This is a genomic window from Asaccharospora irregularis DSM 2635, assembly GCF_900129815.1.
Taxonomy (GTDB): Bacteria; Bacillota; Clostridia; order Peptostreptococcales; family Peptostreptococcaceae; genus Asaccharospora; species Asaccharospora irregularis.
Window position 1 is genome coordinate 1 of the sequence record NZ_FQWX01000011.1, and the last position, 17023, is coordinate 17023.

15 protein-coding genes and 1 pseudogene are annotated in these 17023 nt (G+C 29.9%); all 16 read left to right on the forward strand.

Features of this window, described 5'->3' with window-relative positions; genetic code table 11:
- Positions 1-100 precede the first annotated feature (100 nt).
- Positions 101-841 carry a polysaccharide deacetylase family protein gene (locus tag BUB34_RS06160; RefSeq protein ID WP_073125448.1) on the forward strand — a complete coding sequence of 247 codons (741 nt, stop codon included), beginning with the start codon at positions 101-103 and terminating at the stop codon, positions 839-841.
- Positions 842-1006: 165 nt separating this feature from the next.
- Entirely contained in the window at positions 1007-2248 is a 1242-nt protein-coding gene (locus tag BUB34_RS06165) for a M16 family metallopeptidase (protein ID WP_073125450.1), read from the forward strand.
- Positions 2249-2269: 21 nt separating this feature from the next.
- Positions 2270-2515, forward strand: coding sequence for a YlmC/YmxH family sporulation protein (locus tag BUB34_RS06170; protein ID WP_073125453.1), 246 nt, complete (start codon positions 2270-2272; stop codon positions 2513-2515).
- 9 nt (positions 2516-2524) lie between these two features.
- Positions 2525-3739, forward strand: a complete 1215-nt coding sequence (gene dapG / locus BUB34_RS06175; RefSeq protein WP_073125456.1) for an aspartate kinase — start codon at positions 2525-2527, stop codon at positions 3737-3739.
- A gap of 199 nt (positions 3740-3938) precedes the next feature.
- Positions 3939-4688 carry a ClpP family protease gene (locus BUB34_RS06180; protein ID WP_073125459.1) on the forward strand — a complete coding sequence of 250 codons (750 nt, stop codon included), beginning with the start codon at positions 3939-3941 and terminating at the stop codon, positions 4686-4688.
- Between the two features lie 162 nt (positions 4689-4850).
- Positions 4851-7220 (forward strand): DNA translocase FtsK, encoded by a 2370-nt coding sequence (locus BUB34_RS06185; protein WP_073125461.1) that lies wholly within the window; start codon positions 4851-4853, stop codon positions 7218-7220.
- 2 nt (positions 7221-7222) lie between these two features.
- On the forward strand, positions 7223-8275 hold the full coding sequence (gene mnmH, locus BUB34_RS06190) for a tRNA 2-selenouridine(34) synthase MnmH (RefSeq protein ID WP_073125464.1): 1053 nt from the start codon (positions 7223-7225) through the stop codon (positions 8273-8275).
- A complete protein-coding gene (rimO, locus tag BUB34_RS06195; RefSeq protein ID WP_073125467.1) occupies positions 8276-9613 on the forward strand; it encodes a 30S ribosomal protein S12 methylthiotransferase RimO in 1338 nt (445 codons plus the stop codon). It abuts the gene before it with no gap.
- Positions 9597-10139, forward strand: coding sequence for a CDP-diacylglycerol--glycerol-3-phosphate 3-phosphatidyltransferase (gene pgsA, locus BUB34_RS06200; protein ID WP_073125470.1), 543 nt, complete (start codon positions 9597-9599; stop codon positions 10137-10139). The genes rimO and pgsA overlap by 17 nt, the downstream gene beginning before the upstream one ends.
- Positions 10140-10370: 231 nt before the next feature.
- Complete coding sequence (locus BUB34_RS13775) at positions 10371-10493, forward strand: hypothetical protein (protein WP_278276707.1); 123 nt, start codon at positions 10371-10373, stop codon at positions 10491-10493.
- A gap of 26 nt (positions 10494-10519) precedes the next feature.
- On the forward strand, positions 10520-10789 hold the full coding sequence (locus BUB34_RS06205; protein WP_073125472.1) for a hypothetical protein: 270 nt from the start codon (positions 10520-10522) through the stop codon (positions 10787-10789).
- Positions 10782-11264: pseudogene (locus BUB34_RS06210) on the forward strand (methyl-accepting chemotaxis protein); the annotation flags it as partial. The gene BUB34_RS06205 and the pseudogene BUB34_RS06210, both read left to right, overlap by 8 nt.
- A gap of 269 nt (positions 11265-11533) precedes the next feature.
- Entirely contained in the window at positions 11534-12583 is a 1050-nt protein-coding gene (gene recA / locus BUB34_RS06215; RefSeq protein WP_073125478.1) for a recombinase RecA, read from the forward strand.
- Between the two features lie 282 nt (positions 12584-12865).
- Positions 12866-14407 (forward strand): ribonuclease Y, encoded by a 1542-nt coding sequence (gene rny, locus BUB34_RS06220; protein ID WP_073125629.1) that lies wholly within the window; start codon positions 12866-12868, stop codon positions 14405-14407.
- 234 nt (positions 14408-14641) lie between these two features.
- The gene (locus BUB34_RS06225) at positions 14642-14926 is read left to right on the forward strand and encodes a hypothetical protein (RefSeq protein ID WP_073125481.1); all 285 of its coding nucleotides are present in this window, start codon (positions 14642-14644) and stop codon (positions 14924-14926) included.
- Positions 14927-15125: 199 nt separating this feature from the next.
- On the forward strand, positions 15126-16904 hold the full coding sequence (locus BUB34_RS06230) for a DEAD/DEAH box helicase family protein (protein WP_084120247.1): 1779 nt from the start codon (positions 15126-15128) through the stop codon (positions 16902-16904).
- Positions 16905-17023 lie beyond the last annotated feature (119 nt).

Sequence of the window (17023 nt, forward strand, 5' to 3'; positions counted from 1 at the left end):
TATACAAATTTAAAAATTAAGAAAAGTTGTTAATGTTCGTTAGATTATTAGAAAGTTTTCTATCAAATGTTACAACTACATTATACAAGGGGGAAATATAATGATAATGATGGTACTTAACAAAACTAAACTAAAGAAAATTATTATAATAGTAGTATGTATTATACTAGCTTTAACTGGAGGCATAATTTTTTTGAGTAGGGATAAGAGTAAACCTACATTTAATTTTTTTGAAAGGGTAGAACTGCCACATACCCAAGGAACAAAGACTGACAGCGGCTACGTTGCATTAACTTGCAACGTAGACTTAGGTTGGGAAACAGAATATATTGAATCTATATTAGAAACATTAAAAGAGGAAAATGTAAAAATAACTTTTAATGTTACAGGTAAATGGGCTGAGAAAAACAAAGAAGAGCTACTAAAGATTAAAAGAGAGGGTCACGAGATAGGAAATCATGGACACAAACATCTAGACTATTCAAAATTGTCTTATGAGGAAAATTTAGAACAAATAAAGACCTCTAAAAAAATAATAGAAGACATAATAAAAAAGGATACAAAGTTTTTCCAAGCTCCTGCAGGATCGTTTGGGGAGGAAACTGTCAAGGCGGCAAAGGATTTGGGGTATACATCTATAAAGTGGGATGTAGATACAATAGATTGGAAGTATAGAGAACAACCAGAGGTAATAATAGATAGAATTAAAAATAAGGACGTAAAGGATGGCAGTATAATTCTTATGCATCCTACAAATGCAACAACTGAGTGTCTAGATGATATTATAAAAATAATAAGAGATAAAAAATTAGAACCAGGAAAACTTAGCGATGTATTTTAATTAATCATTTTGTACAGCTAAGTTGTAGTTGAATAAATCAACTTACTAATCTATAATTTAATACATATATAATTTAAAATAAGTCATGCTTTACATATATGTGACAAAACAATTAATAAATAGTAATTTATAAACAATAAATAGAGGATTTAGAGGGAGAAGTGTATGTATAAGGCAAGAACATTAAAAAATGGACTCACGATAATAGGTGAAGAGATACCGTACTTAAAGTCTATTACATTAGGAGTATGGATAAATGCTGGATCTAGGATTGAAAGTCCGAATATAAGTGGAGTATCCCATTTTATAGAGCATATGTTATTTAAAGGTACTGAAAACAGAACCTCAAAGGATATAGCCAGTGAAATTGATAATTTGGGTGGACAGATAAATGCTTTTACTAGCAAAGAGTGTACATGTTATTATGTAAAATTAATAGATGAACATATAGATACTGGTATTGATATACTTAGTGATATGATACTAAATTCTAAATTAGACAAGGATGAAATGGATAAAGAGCGTCTGGTGATACTTGAAGAGTTGAAAATGTATGAGGATTCGCCTGAAGATTTAGTATATGATTTATTAGTGGAGAATATATACTCGTGCGATCCTTTAGGGATGAATATAATAGGAACATATGAATCTTTATACAATATAGATCAAGATACAATAAAATTATATTTTAACAGATATTATGTACCCAACAATGCAGTTATATCTATCTCGGGTAACTTTAATTTTGATGAGATGGTGGAAAAATTAGAAAGTGCATTTGAAAATTGGGAAAAAAGAGATGTTATTATAGATATAAACAAAGCCAAGTTTAATCCTTGTTTTATAGCTAAAAATAAAGATACAGAGCAAGTAAACTTAGCTATTTGCTTAAATGCGGTTGCTGAGGAAAATATAGAAGAGGTTTATGCATTAGCCGTTATAAATAATATATTTGGAGGAAGCATAAGTTCAAGGTTATTCCAAAAAATACGAGAAGAAAAAGGATTAGTGTATTCTATATATTCCTCTCCTAGCTTGTACAGGAAATGTGGAGAATTAGGTATATTTGCTAGTATGAGTAATGAAAATTTATTGGAAGTCTATGAATTAATAAAAAAAGAAATAGAGGATTTAAGAAAAAATCATCTAACAGAAGATGAAATAAATTGTAGCAAAGAACAATTGAAAGGAAGCTATATGCTAGGTATGGAAAGTACTAGTAGTAGGATGATGGAAATTGGAAAGTCGATGCTTTTATCTAAAAAAGTAAAAACTACAGATGAGATACTTGAATACATAAACAATGTAAATATAGAGACAGTAAATAGAGTTATAGACAAAGTATTTGATATAAACACCATAGGAACATGTATTGTAGGTAGAGGGGTTGAAGATATTAAATTATAAGTAAACTTTGGAGGTATAGGTATGAATTTATCTGAAATAGCAGGTAAAGAAATAGTAAACTTAGTAACAGGAGAAAGACTAGGTGTTATTGGAGAATGTGACCTTATACTAGATGAGACTACAGGCGATATACTGGCACTTTTAATTCCAAAAGAAAAAGGATTTTTTGGCATAAAAAAAGATAAGTCAGTTTTAGAAGTTCCATGGAGGAATATAAAAAAGATAGGAAATGACATGATAATTATAGAACATGAAGGGATATACTAGGAGGAAATTATGAGCATATTAGTACAAAAATTTGGAGGTACTTCAGTAGCATCATATGAAAAAATGAATGAAGTATGTAAAATAGTAGAAAGATACAAAGAAAAAAATTTAGATTTAGTTCTTGTAGTATCGGCAATGGGAAGAAAAGGAGCACCATATGCTACAGATACTTTGATAGACTTATGTAGTGCAATAAACGATAAGCCGTCAAAAAGAGAAAATGATTTAATAATGTCTTGTGGAGAGATAATATCAGGAACAATTCTGGTAAATATGCTTAAATCAAAAGGGATAGAAGCAATATTTTTAACAGGTCAACAGGCGGGTATACTTACTAGCGACGAGTTTTCAAATGCCAGAATAAAATATATAAATCCAAAGAGAATTCAAGAAGAAGTAAAACAAGGCAAGGTAGTAGTAATAGCAGGTTTCCAAGGGGCAACAGAGGATGGAGAAATAACTACTCTTGGTAGAGGAGGAAGTGACACATCTGCAGTTGCAATAGGCAAGGCATTAGGGTCTGAAACTGTAGAGATATATACGGATGTAGATGGTATAATGACGGCAGATCCTAGGGTAGAACCGAGAGCTAAGGTACTGGACTTTATAAGTTATGAGGAAGTATTCCAAATGGCAGATAAGGGGGCTAAAGTTATACATCCAAGAGCTGTACAATTAGCCAAAGATGGTAATATAACTTTAGTTATAAAAAACACATTAAATCCAACTTATGAAGGAACTAAGATAGGATCATCATCTGGATATAAAAATATAGATTCAGAGTACGAAGGACAGGATGATTTTATAGCAGCTGTTGCCAATAAAGATAAAGTAGTACAAGTGAAGATAAAGTCAGAAGAAGATATATTTACAGAAGTATTAAATGAAATAGAAAATAGAAATATAAGCATAGACATGATAAATTTCTTTATATCAGAAAAAGCATTTGTTACAGACGAGGCAGACATAGAAGAGTTAGAAGAAATTTTAAATAAGTTTGATTTAGAGTATAAAATAAACGGAAAATGTGCAAAGGTTACGTTAATAGGTTCAAAGATAACAGGTGTTTCAGGTGTTATGGCTAAAATAGTTAGAGGTCTATCAAAAGCAGGAATATCATTACTTCAAACATCAGATTCAAATATGACAATATCTTGTTTAGTACATGAAAAAGACATGCAAAAAGCAGTTAATGCAATACATGGGGAATTTTATAAAAAGTAGAATATTGATAAGATAGAAAGCTTGGCTGTATATGATTATTAGTTATATACAGTCAGGCTTTTTGCGTTTTAAAATATAAGTTTATTTATGTAGATATAACTTCAATTATTTTTATAATTACTTAATATGAATTTTTTTGTATTGCATAGGAAATTATAACTATATTAAACAAAAAATATATATTGAGAGGAGTTTAAGAATGTATAATAGAGAGAATGATAACAAACCTAAAAAAAATAATCCTAGAAATAATAGGGATGTAGATGATAAAGATAAAGAAACTCAGATAGAAGAAATAGAAAGCATAAAACAGATGGGTGCACCAAACATGCCGGTAAACTCATCTAAAGAAATTCAATGCATAACTATAATAGGGGAGATTGAGGGTCACTTTGTAGGAAATCCTCAAAAAAAATCGACTAAATATGAACATATAATACCTATGCTTTACTCAGTAGAAGAAAATCCAGAGATTAAGGGTGTATTAGTAATACTTAACACAGTAGGAGGAGATGTAGAGGCAGGTCTTGCAATGGCAGAGCTTTTAAATAGTATTTCTAAAAAAGTTGTTACGTTAGTTTTAGGAGGAAGTCATAGTATAGGGGTTCCGTTAGCAACAGCTGGTGATTATTCCTTTATAGCGCCTACAGCTACAATGGTAGTCCATCCTATCAGGACTAATGGTCTAGTAATAGGTGTAAATGAGACGTTTGAATACTTTAAAAAGATGCAAGAAAGAATAACACAGTTTATAATCAGAACATCTAATATAGAAAGAGGTAAATTAGAAAAGTTAATGAACTCTAGAGATGAGCTTGTAAGTGATGTGGGAAGTGTTTTAATAGGTAAAGAAGCAGTACAATGTGGCCTTATAGATGAAGTCGGGGGACTTAAAGAAGCTCTAAGTAAACTAAAACTGTTAATTAAAGAGGATGAAAACAAAGAATAATTTTTGACTAAAATAATAATTATTTTTGAAAGATAAATAAGATTTGTTCAAATAATATGTTGTATGTTATAATTAAACAATGTAGGCGGAAGTGTTAGTGTGAAGGCATTAGCACTTTTTGCTATGAATGGGCAAACTTATGAAAATTAAGAGGTGAGATTGATGGCTAAAAAGAAGGGAAAAAGTAAGAAAGGTAGTTCTTTGGGATTCAATGCTGAGTATTATAACTTAATAACGATATTCATAGGTATATTTTTATTATATAGTTTAAATTCAAATTCTATGGGTCTGCTGCCAATAGTGATGCAGAATATATTTAAGGGATTGTTTGGGGGACTTTCAACAGTAATTCCGTTTCTGGTTATTGCTACTGGTATACTTGGATTTTTTGATGGCAATGAGTATGTATATAGATTGAAGCACACAAAGATTTATTATGTTGTTATATTGTTTATATTTGTATTTTATGGATTATTAAATGCTAGAAATCTTCCTGTGGATAGTCCCTTGAGCAGTGGGATGTTTAAGGATGTAATAGAGTTAGGAGTAAGTGGCAAAGGTTGCGGGTTGGTGGCAACAACTATTACATATTACATAAGCAAGGTATTTGGAATATTTGGTGGATGGCTTATAAGTATATTTGCACTTATAATGACAATTATATTTACGTTCAATATATCAATAAAAGATATGATACTAAATACAAAACATAAAGCTGAAGGTGTAAAAAGCGGTAATATAAATCTAAAAGATAAAGTTTCTAATATTAAAAAGTCTGCAATAGACATGATTACCGATGAAGTTGATGAAAAAACAGAGGTAAAAAAGGATGGATTCTTTAAAAAGTTTATGTCAAAATCAGATGACAAGCAAGAAATCAATGAGCCAGATGATAGTGTTGATGATAAGACTATAAAAATAGTTGGGTTCAATAAGGCAGAGGATGAGTACTTAGAAATACTAGAAGGAACTCAGAGTATGCCAGAATTAGAAGTTTTAAAAGAACTTCAAAATGTCAATAAAGACGATAAAGAGTCACGTCCGAATCTAAACAAGGCTGTTAACAACAGTATAGAAAAAACACAGCCTCTTAATATTAATTCTAACTCAAATTATGATAATTATAAAAAACCTAGTACTGAACTTTTAAATAAAATAGACAAAAAAGCTAATGATAATGGTAAGAAAAGAGTTTTACAAAATGCAACTTTATTAGAAAAAACATTATCGGACTTTGGAGTTGAGGCTAAGGTAAACCAGGTCACAGTAGGCCCTACTATAACTAGATATGAAATACAGCCAAGTCCAGGAGTTAAGGTTAGCAAAATAGTAAATTTAACTGATGATATAGCCTTAAGCCTAGCAGCAAAAAGTATTAGGATAGAAGCTCCAATACCAGGTAAGAGTGCAATAGGAATAGAAGTTCCAAATGAAGAACCTCAAATGGTTTCTGTAAGAGAGGTTTTAGAGAGTGAAGAGTTTAAAAGCTTTAACTCACCTCTTGCAATGGGATTAGGTAAAGATGTAAGTGGGAAGACGATAATAGGAGATATATCTAAAATGCCACACTTACTTATAGCAGGATCTACTGGTTCAGGTAAAAGTGTTTGTGTAAATACATTGATAAGTAGTATATTATACAAGGCTAGCCCTGATGAAGTTAAGCTTTTACTTATAGACCCTAAGGTTGTTGAACTTGCAAACTACAATGGGATACCTCATTTATTAATACCAGTTGTTACAGATCCTAAAAAAGCTGCTAATGCTTTGAATTGGGCAGTGGTTGAAATGAATAGAAGGTATAAATTGTTTGCAGACAATCAGGTTAAGGATATTACAAGTTACAATGAAAAAGTAGAAGAAAAACTATGTAAAATAGTAATAATAATCGATGAGCTTGCAGACCTAATGATGGTCAGTGCAAATGATGTTGAGGATTATATATGTAGACTTGCGCAAATGGCCAGAGCTGCTGGAATGCATTTAATAGTTGCAACACAAAGACCATCTGTTGATGTAATAACAGGAGTTATAAAGGCGAATATACCTTCGAGAATAGCCTTTGCTGTTTCATCCCAAACAGACTCAAGAACAATACTAGATATGGGTGGAGCAGAGAAACTATTAGGCAAAGGAGATATGTTATTCTATCCTCTTGGAGCTGCAAAACCGGTTAGATTACAAGGTGCATTTATATCAGAAGGAGAGTCTGAAAGAGTAATAGAGTATGTTAAGAGTCAAGTAAAAGAAGAAGTAAAATATGAAGACTGTATAATGGAAACTATATCTAATATATCTACAGCTAAATCAAATGATGAAGATGAGCTTTTAAGTGAGGCTATAGAATTTATTGTAGAGAGTGGTCAGGCTTCAGCATCTATGCTTCAAAGAAAGTTTAAAATAGGATTTAACAGGGCTGCAAGGTTAATAGATTCTATGGAAGAAAGAGGCATAGTAGGAAAGAGTGAAGGTAGCAAACCAAGAAAGGTACTTATCAGTAAACAAGATTTGCAGAATTTAGAGGGTGAATAAAATTGAAGACAGTAAAAATAGAGAACGCCTTAAGACTTAATAAAGTAAAATTTATAGATGTTAGGACGGAAAAAGAATACAACGAGGATAATATATTAGATGCTTTAAATATACCTCTGTTTAACGATGATGAATATCATAAAATAGGTACAATATACAAGAAAAAAGGAAAGCACGAGGCTATAGAAAAAGGGTTTGACTATATATCTTATAAATTAAAAGATATGTATCTTAAGATAACAGATATAATTAATGAATATGACAATGTAGTTATTTATTGTTCTAGAGGAGGTATGAGAAGTGGAAGTTTGGTTAGCTTACTATCTTCTCTAGGACTCGATATATACCAACTTGAAGGAGGATACAAGGCCTATAGAAATTTTGTATTAGATTATTTCAAAGTTGTTATGGACACAAAAAAATTTATATCGGTTCATGGATTGACTGGTGTAGGAAAGACAGATTTATTAAAGAAATTAGAAAAAAGAGATATAGATATATTAGATTTAGAGGGAGCTGCGAAAAACAGCGGATCTACCTTTGGATTTATAACATTTGATGAAAAACCACCGACTCAAAAAAGTTTTGAGACAAAAATATTTGAAAGTTTATTTTTTTCAAATACAAATTATATTTTTGTAGAAAGCGAAAGTAGGAGAGTAGGGCATGTTTTAGTGCCGATTGAGATTTATGAATCTATGACAACGGAAGGATATCGCATAATATTAGAAAGTAGTTTAAAATCTAGAATAGATAGACTTTGTAGAGACTATATATACACAAAAGGATCAGAAAACATAGAAGTATTAAAAGACTGTATAAATAAATTTAGAAAAAGATTGGGAAATAAAACTGTAGATGAGTATATTGATTTACTGGAATTGGGAAAATATGAAGAACTTGTAGAAAGGTATTTGGTAGATTACTACGATCCTTTATATATGTATTCTGTGGAAAAATACAAATACGATAAGCATATAAGTTCTGATGATATAGATAAAATAGTAGAGGAAGTTATAAAATTCCAAAAAGCAGCAGTGGAAGGAGCTATATAAATGTTAAAAATAGCATTAGAATCATTAGGATGTTCTAAAAACCTAGTAGATGCAGAAATAATGATGGGAATACTAAACAAAAAAGGATACAAATTAATCGGAAATTTTGAAGAAGCAGATATAATAATAGTAAACACTTGTGGGTTTATAGAGTCTGCAAAACAAGAGTCTATAGAAACTATACTTGAATTTGCTGCTTTAAAGGAAACTGGGAATCTAAAACTATTAGTAGTTACAGGGTGCCTAGCTCAGAGATATTCAGATGAGTTAAAAACAGAGATACCAGAAATAGATGCAATAGTGGGAACAGGAAGTTACCAAAATATAGATGAAATAATGGATAACTTACAAAAAGAAAATAAAGTTGTTAGCCTTAATGATATAGAAGTTGTATATAATGAAGAACTTCCAAGATATGTATCGACACCTACTTACATGGCATATTTAAAGATTGGCGAGGGTTGTGATAATCACTGTACGTACTGTATAATACCTAAACTTAGAGGAAAATACAAAAGTAGAAAGATGGAAGATATCATAAAAGAAGCGAAAAACTTAGCTTCTAGAGGAGTTAAAGAGTTAGTAGTTATAGCTCAAGATACTACCAAATATGGCTGTGATTTATACGGAGAAGAGAAGTTACCAGAACTATTAAAGGAGCTTTCTAATATAGAAGGATTAAAGTGGATTAGGATAATGTACTCATATCCAGAATCAATAACTGAGGAGTTAGTTCAGGTTATAAAAGAACATGATAATATTTGTAATTACTTTGATATGCCTATACAGCATGCAAGTAATCGAATATTAAAATTAATGAATAGAAACACAACCAAAGAGGATATACTATCTAAAATTGAAATGATAAGAAAAAATATTCCAGATGCAACACTGAGAACAACAATAATAACAGGATTTCCTGGAGAAACAGAAGATGATTTCAAAGAACTTATAGAGTTTGCTAAGACTGTTGAATTCGATAGATTAGGTGCATTTGCATATTCTAGAGAAGAAAATACAGCAGCTGATAAATTACCTGATCATATAGAAGATAGTGTAAAAGTTCAAAGAAGAGACGCACTTATGATGGTTCAGCAAGAAATATCTCAAAAGCTTAATAACAAAAAAATAGGAAATATATACGAAGTATTAATAGAGGAACAAATAGAAGACAGTGTTTATATAGGAAGGACCAAAGGTGATGCAGAGGAAATAGATAGTATAGTCTATGTTAAGTCTCTGGATGAACTTAAAGTCGGTGATTTTGTAGAGGTAAAAATAAATAGCGCACTAGAGTATGATTTAATGGGAGATGTTGTAGATGAATTTACCAAATAAGTTAACTTTGTTTAGAATATTTTTAATACCGGTATTTATACTAGTAATGTTATTTGATATACCAAATAAATTTTTAATAGCCTGCTTAATATTTATATTTGCATCTATTACAGATGCACTAGATGGGAAAATAGCTAGGAAGTATAACTTGGTTACAGATTTCGGTAAGTTTATGGATCCCTTAGCAGATAAGTTATTGGTTATATCAGCTCTTACATGTATGATAGAAGTGGGTCTTGTATCAAGTTGGATGGTTATAATAATAGTATCTAGAGAGCTTTCTGTGAGTATCCTAAGAGCTATTGCAGCTGCAGAGGGTAAGGTTATAGCAGCAAGCAGTGGAGGAAAGTTAAAGACGACAACTCAAATGATATCTGTTGTAGTTTTACTTCTAGGAGCTCAATACCAAAATCAACTAATATTAAATATAGGAAATATTTTTATATTAATAGCTACTCTAATTACGTTATATTCTGGAGGAGAGTACTTATATAAAAATAAGAACTTATTTATGGATAGTAAATAATTAAATAAATTATATTGGCATACTGACTATTCTGTATAAGTGGAATTAGCAGTATGCCATTTTAACTTTAAATAGTATCAAAAGTATGATGATTAATAACCTAGGCAAGGCTTCAAAGTTAAGAAAATTTAACTTTGTAAAATTGTAGTAAACTTTATAAGATTACTATTTTTTATATGTTATAAATATACCTATAAACTATAAGATGTTTACAATTATGGAGGAATAGGTATGAAAAAAATAAAAAGTATAAACTTGAAGTTAAGAAAATTATGTTCTATAAGATTAAGATTTAAGTTAGAAAAGTTAAGGCTAAATATTAGAGACTTAAATATTGGCAAAAATTGGGTTTAGCGTTTTTAACTATGATAATCATCTCTATGATTGGACAATTTTATACATTGAGTAGTTTAAAACAGACTGGAGATATAAGTCAAAAGTTATTCTTAGGTCCTTATGAGTTAACAAATAAAGCTATTGGAATCCGTAGGGACATATTGTCTGTTGGAAATAATATAACTAATGCAATTCTTTCTAGAAATTTCACAGAATATGAAAATTCTATTCTTGAGGATCTAGACAATATAGATAAAAAGATCGATGATTTAAAAAACAACCCTACTACAGATGAAGAACTAATTTCAAACTAATATATTGGCATTGAATGCTGAGGTAGAAGCTAGTAGGGCAGGTGATTCTGGAAAGGGATTTGCTGTTGTAGCTGAGGAAGTTAGGAGATTAGCTAATAAATCTGCCGAGGCTGCAAAAAAGACTGATATACTTATAGAAAACTCAATAACAGCAGTTAACAAGGGTACTAAAGTAGTTGATAATGCAGCACAATCCCTTGGAAAAATAGTGAATACTACTAATAGGACAATCTTATTGGTAGATGAAATGGCTAAATCTTCAGAAGAGCAAGCCAGTGCTGTAACTGAAATTACACATGGAATAAAAGAAATTTCAAAAATAGTTCAAAAAAATTTAAATATAGCAGAAGATGGTACAACTGCAAGCAAGGATTTAAGCGGGCAAGCTAGAATATTAAAATTGCTTATTAATAGATTCCAATTAAATAGTAATATCAAAAATAAAAATAATAGTATATCTAATATTAAAATTTGAATTTTATAGTATAAATAAAGGAAATGAAACTACATATTAAAAGGAATTTTTATCAATGACATATATATTTGTTATTTTTGTATAAAAACATAGAGAAAGGTTTATAAATACAGACAGTATGGTAAAATTTTACTAAGTGATATTTTAAGTGGTTAAAATTAAATATTTTTTAAATTGACGATAGAATATTTATAGGATATAATCAATATATGACATAGAACAAGTGTTTGATTTTAATATATATATTTTTTGAGAGGATGGATATAATAATGAGTATAGACCAAGAAAAATTAAAAGTGCTTAATGAAGCCTTAGGAAAAATAGAAAAAGAATTTGGTAAAGGTTCAGTAATGAAATTAGGAGAGACTACTTCTTTGATAGTTGATTCAATACCAACTGGTTCAATAGGATTAGATATAGCTGTAGGTATAGGTGGTTTACCAAAGGGAAGAATAGTAGAAATATATGGACCAGAATCTTCGGGTAAAACAACTGTTGCACTACATTCTGTAGCAGAAGCACAAAAACAAGGTGGAATAGCAGCATTTATAGATGCAGAGCATGCCTTAGACCCTGTATACGCAAAAGCGTTAGGAGTAGATGTAGATAATTTAATAATATCTCAACCAGATACAGGAGAACAAGCATTAGAAATTACAGAAGCTTTAATTAGAAGTGGAGCAGTAGACATAATAGTAATAGACTCAGTTGCAGCACTTGTACCAAAAGCTGAGATAGAGGGAGATATGGGGGATTCTCATGTGGGTCTTCAGGCAAGACTTATGTCACAGGCTCTAAGAAAATTAACAGGTTCAATAAAAAAATCAAATTGTGTAGCAATATTTATAAACCAATTAAGAGAAAAAGTAGGTATAATGTTTGGTAACCCAGAGACTACAACGGGTGGTCGTGCCCTTAAGTTCTACTCATCAGTAAGACTTGATGTTAGAAAAATAGACACTATAAAACAAGGCGATAAGGTAATCGGAAGTAGAACAAGGGTGAAGGTTGTCAAGAACAAAGTTGCTCCTCCGTTTAAACAAGCAGAGTTCGATATAATGTATGGTGAGGGTATATCTAAAATAGGTGATTTATTAGATATAGCAGCAGATGTAGACATAGTTAAAAAATCTGGAGCATGGTATAGTTACAATGAAACAAAATTAGGTCAAGGTAGAGAAAATGTTAAAAAATTCCTACTAGATAATATTGACCTAGCAGATGAAATTGAAAAAAAGGTAAGAGATTACTATGAATTAGATAAAAAGGATGGACAAACATCAGAAAAAGAAAAAAATGAACAAGAAAATAAAGAATAGAAAAATAAAGAATAGAAAAATAAAGAATAATAAACTTTTTACACACCTCCTATTAACTTGACACAGGTTAGAAAAAATTATAAAATTAAATGAGGATATAATATCTAAATTTAGTTTTACAATAATCATCTTTGAGAATATTATTGAATAATAAAATTTGTTTAAATTACTGGGAAGATTATGTTTAGATACATATGGTTATAAAATCATAATTCAGCTGTAATTGTACAAACGTATTTTGAAATTGAGAATGATGACATTTTGAGATTATTAACAAAGGAGGTGGATGTCATAGAGACGATAGCAATAGTTGTTGTAGGTGCAGCGATTGGCACAATAGTTGGATATTTTATAAGAAAAAATATATCTGAAGCGAAAATTGGTCAAGCAGAGAGCTTAGCCAAAGAAATCATAGATAAGGCACATAGAGATTCTGAAACTGTACAAAAAGAAAAGCTATTGGAAGCTAAAGAAGAGATCCATAAGTGGAGAACAGAGGCAGAGAGAGAAAACAAAGAAAGAAGAGTAGAAGTACAAAGGTACGAGAGAAGGGTACTACAAAAAGAAGAGGTTCTAGATAGAAAACTACAAAATCTAGAGTCTAAAGAAAATGACTTAAATGAGAAACTAAAGACAGTAGGGAAAAAAGAAGAAGAAATAGAAAATATAAAGTCACAACAGTTAGAAAAGTTAGAAAGTATATCAGGAATAACTTCTGAAAAGGCTAGAGGAATAATTTTAAGTAATGCAGAAAGAGATGTAAGACGTGAGATGTCTATAATGATAAAAGATATAGAAACTCATGCAAAAGAAGAGGCTGATAAAAAATCTAGAGAAATTATAGGATATGCTATTCAAAAATGTGCAGCAGATCATGTTGCAGAAACTACTGTAACAGTAGTAGATTTACCTAATGATGAAATGAAGGGTAGAATAATAGGTAGAGAAGGTAGAAATATAAGAACTCTTGAAACTCTTACTGGAATAGATCTTATAATTGATGATACTCCAGAGGCAGTAATTTTATCAGGGTTTGACCCTATAAGAAGAGAAGTAGCTAGAATTGCTCTTGAAAAATTAATATCAGACGGAAGAATACATCCTGCCAGAATAGAAGAAATGGTTGAAAAGGCAAGAAAAGAAGTTGATAATATAATAAAAGAGTATGGAGAACAAGCAACATTCGAGACAGGTGTTCATACAATACATCCAGAATTACTAAGATTATTAGGAAGACTTAATTATAGAACTAGTTATGGACAAAATGTTCTTAAACACTCTATAGAAGTTGCTCATATAGCTGGAATTATGGCTGCTGAGATAGGGGCAGATATAAAATTAGCTAAAAGGGCTGGATTACTTCATGATATTGGTAAGGCTGTGGACCACGAGATGGAAGGTACACATGTAGAGATAGGTATGGATTTACTTAGAAGATACAAAGAGTCTAAAGAAGTAATACATGCTATGAGTACTCACCATGGAGATTATGAACCTCAAACTATAGAGGCTGTTTTAGTAACTGCAGCAGATGCTATATCAGCTGCTAGACCAGGTGCTAGAAGGGAAACCTTAGAGGCCTACATCAAGAGATTAGAAAAATTAGAAGAAATAGCTAATTCATATGAAGGTGTAGAGAAATCATTTGCAATACAAGCAGGTAGAGAAGTTAGAATAATGGTAAAACCAGAATCTGTAAGTGATGAAGATATACATTTATTAGCAAGGGATATGACTAAGAAAATAGAGGACGAACTTGAATATCCTGGGCAAATAAAAGTAAGTATAATAAGAGAAACTAGAGCAATTGAATATGCTAAATAAAGCAATCGTATTAAAAATAAATTCATATAAATAAATATTTTAGATTTATTATTTTTTAGTATTGAGCTTGCAACAGGTTCCTTGATTAATGATTTAACTCATTGATTAAGGGGCCTTTTCAAATTGCGGCAAAATTACTATTAAAAAACATATATAAAAAATATATATAAAAGTGATATTATAATCACCACTAATGGAAACAATATATATAAAAGTACAAAAAGAGGTGATTATATGTTAAGTAAGTTAGCTAAAAATCAATATGTAAAGCTTGTAAAAGAAGATGAGAATAAAGGCAAGGAAGTTGAATACGGTGTAGTACTTCATGAACACGATAATAAGTATGATATAATGAGTATTGGGTTTGAAAATAAAAACGGAGTATTCCTAGGATATCCGACAGAGGTAAATAATTTAGTTCAAACCTATACTACAGAAGATGCTATGTTTTATGAAGTAAAAGAAGACGAAGTAAGAAGAAAAATGAATATATGGCTAGAAAAGAATTGTGGCAAATAGATTATAATATAAAATAAATAGAAACATAAATAGGGAAGATATTGAGTATTTTAAGTTTTTCATATTTATATTTTATAGGAGAATTTAAATACTCAGTATCATACCAGATCAATGTATCACCCTAGAATATAACATAAACTGATATAGAAAAAAAATGGTCAAAATGTTATAATGATTATAAAATAAGGGGGAATGTATGTTGAGCCAGTACACAAATATTAACTCTCAGTTAGATGCCCTAAGAATGAAAGACATAGAGAAAATATTTTATAAAAATATGGATAAAGATGTCAAAGTAATTCCGAAAGTGACTCCTTTCAAGGGGATAAGTACAGATATGTTGTATATCAAAGATGATAGAATTTTGTTTTTGAAATTTATGGATACAACAGAAGATTTGTTTCTTATATTAGAAGAAGAGTTACTTGAGGTTATGAATGAAGAATATGAGCTTTTAAGACTAAAAATGAGCCAAAATAATAAGAATATAAGTTATAACTATGTTTTTGTAATGCCTTATGTTGAAATAGGTGACAAATATGGATTTGATGATTTTGTTGATAAAAATATAATAGATAGAAAAACTCTTAAAGATATTATAGAAGATTATACATTGATAGATAAGTATTTAAGAGAAGAGAATAATGAAATAGAGTTGAACCTATTTTTGTTAAGCATATGCTCGGAATACTATTTATTTAATAATAGACTTCATTTAGAAAAAGATTTCAAAAAGATTTCATATTTAAATGACGATTATAGTTATACAGCGACTATGTTAGAAAAAAGTCAAATAAAGGATGTGTTATCTATAAATTATGGAAATACTTTATTTAATGGAGGTTCTGCTACAGGTAAGACAACTATTATGCTATCCAGGGCTATAAAACTATCTAAAATATATCCTCACCATAAATTTTTAGTATTCACACATACAAAGCAACTTTGTAATGAATTAAGGGAGCATATAAAGTTGCTATACAAAGAAAATAATAATTTAGAAATACATACATTTAGCTCATTTGTATTTAAATTAGCCAGAAAATATAATTTGGTTGTGGATTACAATATGTTAAAAAATGATTATGAAAAGGCATTTGCAAATATTCTAAAACAGGCTGACAATGTAATTAAAACGAAAAATATGTTTAAAGGTATATTTATTGATGAAGCGGAGAGTTTCCTAGATTATGAAATTGAATTTATAAGGGAATTCTTATATAAGACTAAGTTTGTATTTAATATATATTCATGCCACGCATTAGATATATCAAATAATTTGAATATATTTAAACCATTGTTCAAAGAAATTGAATTTGATGAAATTATAACTTTAGACAAAAACTATAGGCAATCAGAGGGATTAGTAGAATTTATAAATAGATTTGCAAGTAATTCAAATAAATACATAAAAAATTTAAGACCGGTAATAAATAATGATGTATTTTTAAAGACGAGGTCTATAAGAGAAGGTACAAATGTAGTAAATATGATAAAGGTAAGCGATCTTGAGGACCAGATAAGCTCAGTTATTTGGGAACTGAGATATTTAATGAATGAAAAGGGAATAGATAGCTCGGAGATTGCTATAGTATACCCTTATAACAAAAAGAGATTAAAGAGTGGAAAGACGATTTACTTTCAATATATGCTGAGAAAGGCTTTAGATGAGGCTAATATAGCATATATATGTGCTGAAGAAAACCTAACCAATATCAGCAAAAAAACAGGAACTACCATATCAAACATATATACAATAAAAAACTTAGAGTATAAAGCTGTGATAGTTTGTGAGTTAGAAATGCTTTATAATCATAGTATAAATAATAAGGAACAGGATTATCAGGTAAATGATTTTGTAGGAGATTTAAACAAGGTATACTTGGCTATAAATAGAGCTACAGATTACTTAAGTATAATAACTACATTTAATGAGGATGCAAGTGATATAATAAGAATACTTAAGGAATCAAAATAATTTAAATATAAAAGAGCTTATCAAAATATAAATCTTTGAAATAATCTAATTAACTCTGAGATTATAATAAGCCTGATTTTGATATAGCTCTTTTTTAAATTCAATAATTATAGGTTATA

Bases quoted from the DNA above. Each gene is read 5' to 3' on its own strand.
- BUB34_RS06180 (WP_073125459.1), top strand. From the start codon at position 3,939: ATGTATAATAGAGAGAATGATAACAAACCTAAAAAAAATAATCCTAGA.
- BUB34_RS06165 (WP_073125450.1), top strand. From the start codon at position 1,007: ATGTATAAGGCAAGAACATTAAAAAATGGACTCACGATAATAGGTGAA.
- BUB34_RS06185 (WP_073125461.1), top strand. From the start codon at position 4,851: ATGGCTAAAAAGAAGGGAAAAAGTAAGAAAGGTAGTTCTTTGGGATTC.
- rimO (WP_073125467.1), top strand. From the start codon at position 8,276: ATGTTAAAAATAGCATTAGAATCATTAGGATGTTCTAAAAACCTAGTA.
- BUB34_RS06170 (WP_073125453.1), top strand. From the start codon at position 2,270: ATGAATTTATCTGAAATAGCAGGTAAAGAAATAGTAAACTTAGTAACA.
- BUB34_RS06160 (WP_073125448.1), top strand. From the start codon at position 101: ATGATAATGATGGTACTTAACAAAACTAAACTAAAGAAAATTATTATA.
- pgsA (WP_073125470.1), top strand. From the start codon at position 9,597: ATGAATTTACCAAATAAGTTAACTTTGTTTAGAATATTTTTAATACCG.
- dapG (WP_073125456.1), top strand. From the start codon at position 2,525: ATGAGCATATTAGTACAAAAATTTGGAGGTACTTCAGTAGCATCATAT.
- recA (WP_073125478.1), top strand. From the start codon at position 11,534: ATGAGTATAGACCAAGAAAAATTAAAAGTGCTTAATGAAGCCTTAGGA.
- BUB34_RS06205 (WP_073125472.1), top strand. From the start codon at position 10,520: ATGATTGGACAATTTTATACATTGAGTAGTTTAAAACAGACTGGAGAT.
- BUB34_RS13775 (WP_278276707.1), top strand. From the start codon at position 10,371: ATGAAAAAAATAAAAAGTATAAACTTGAAGTTAAGAAAATTATGTTCT.
- BUB34_RS06225 (WP_073125481.1), top strand. From the start codon at position 14,642: ATGTTAAGTAAGTTAGCTAAAAATCAATATGTAAAGCTTGTAAAAGAA.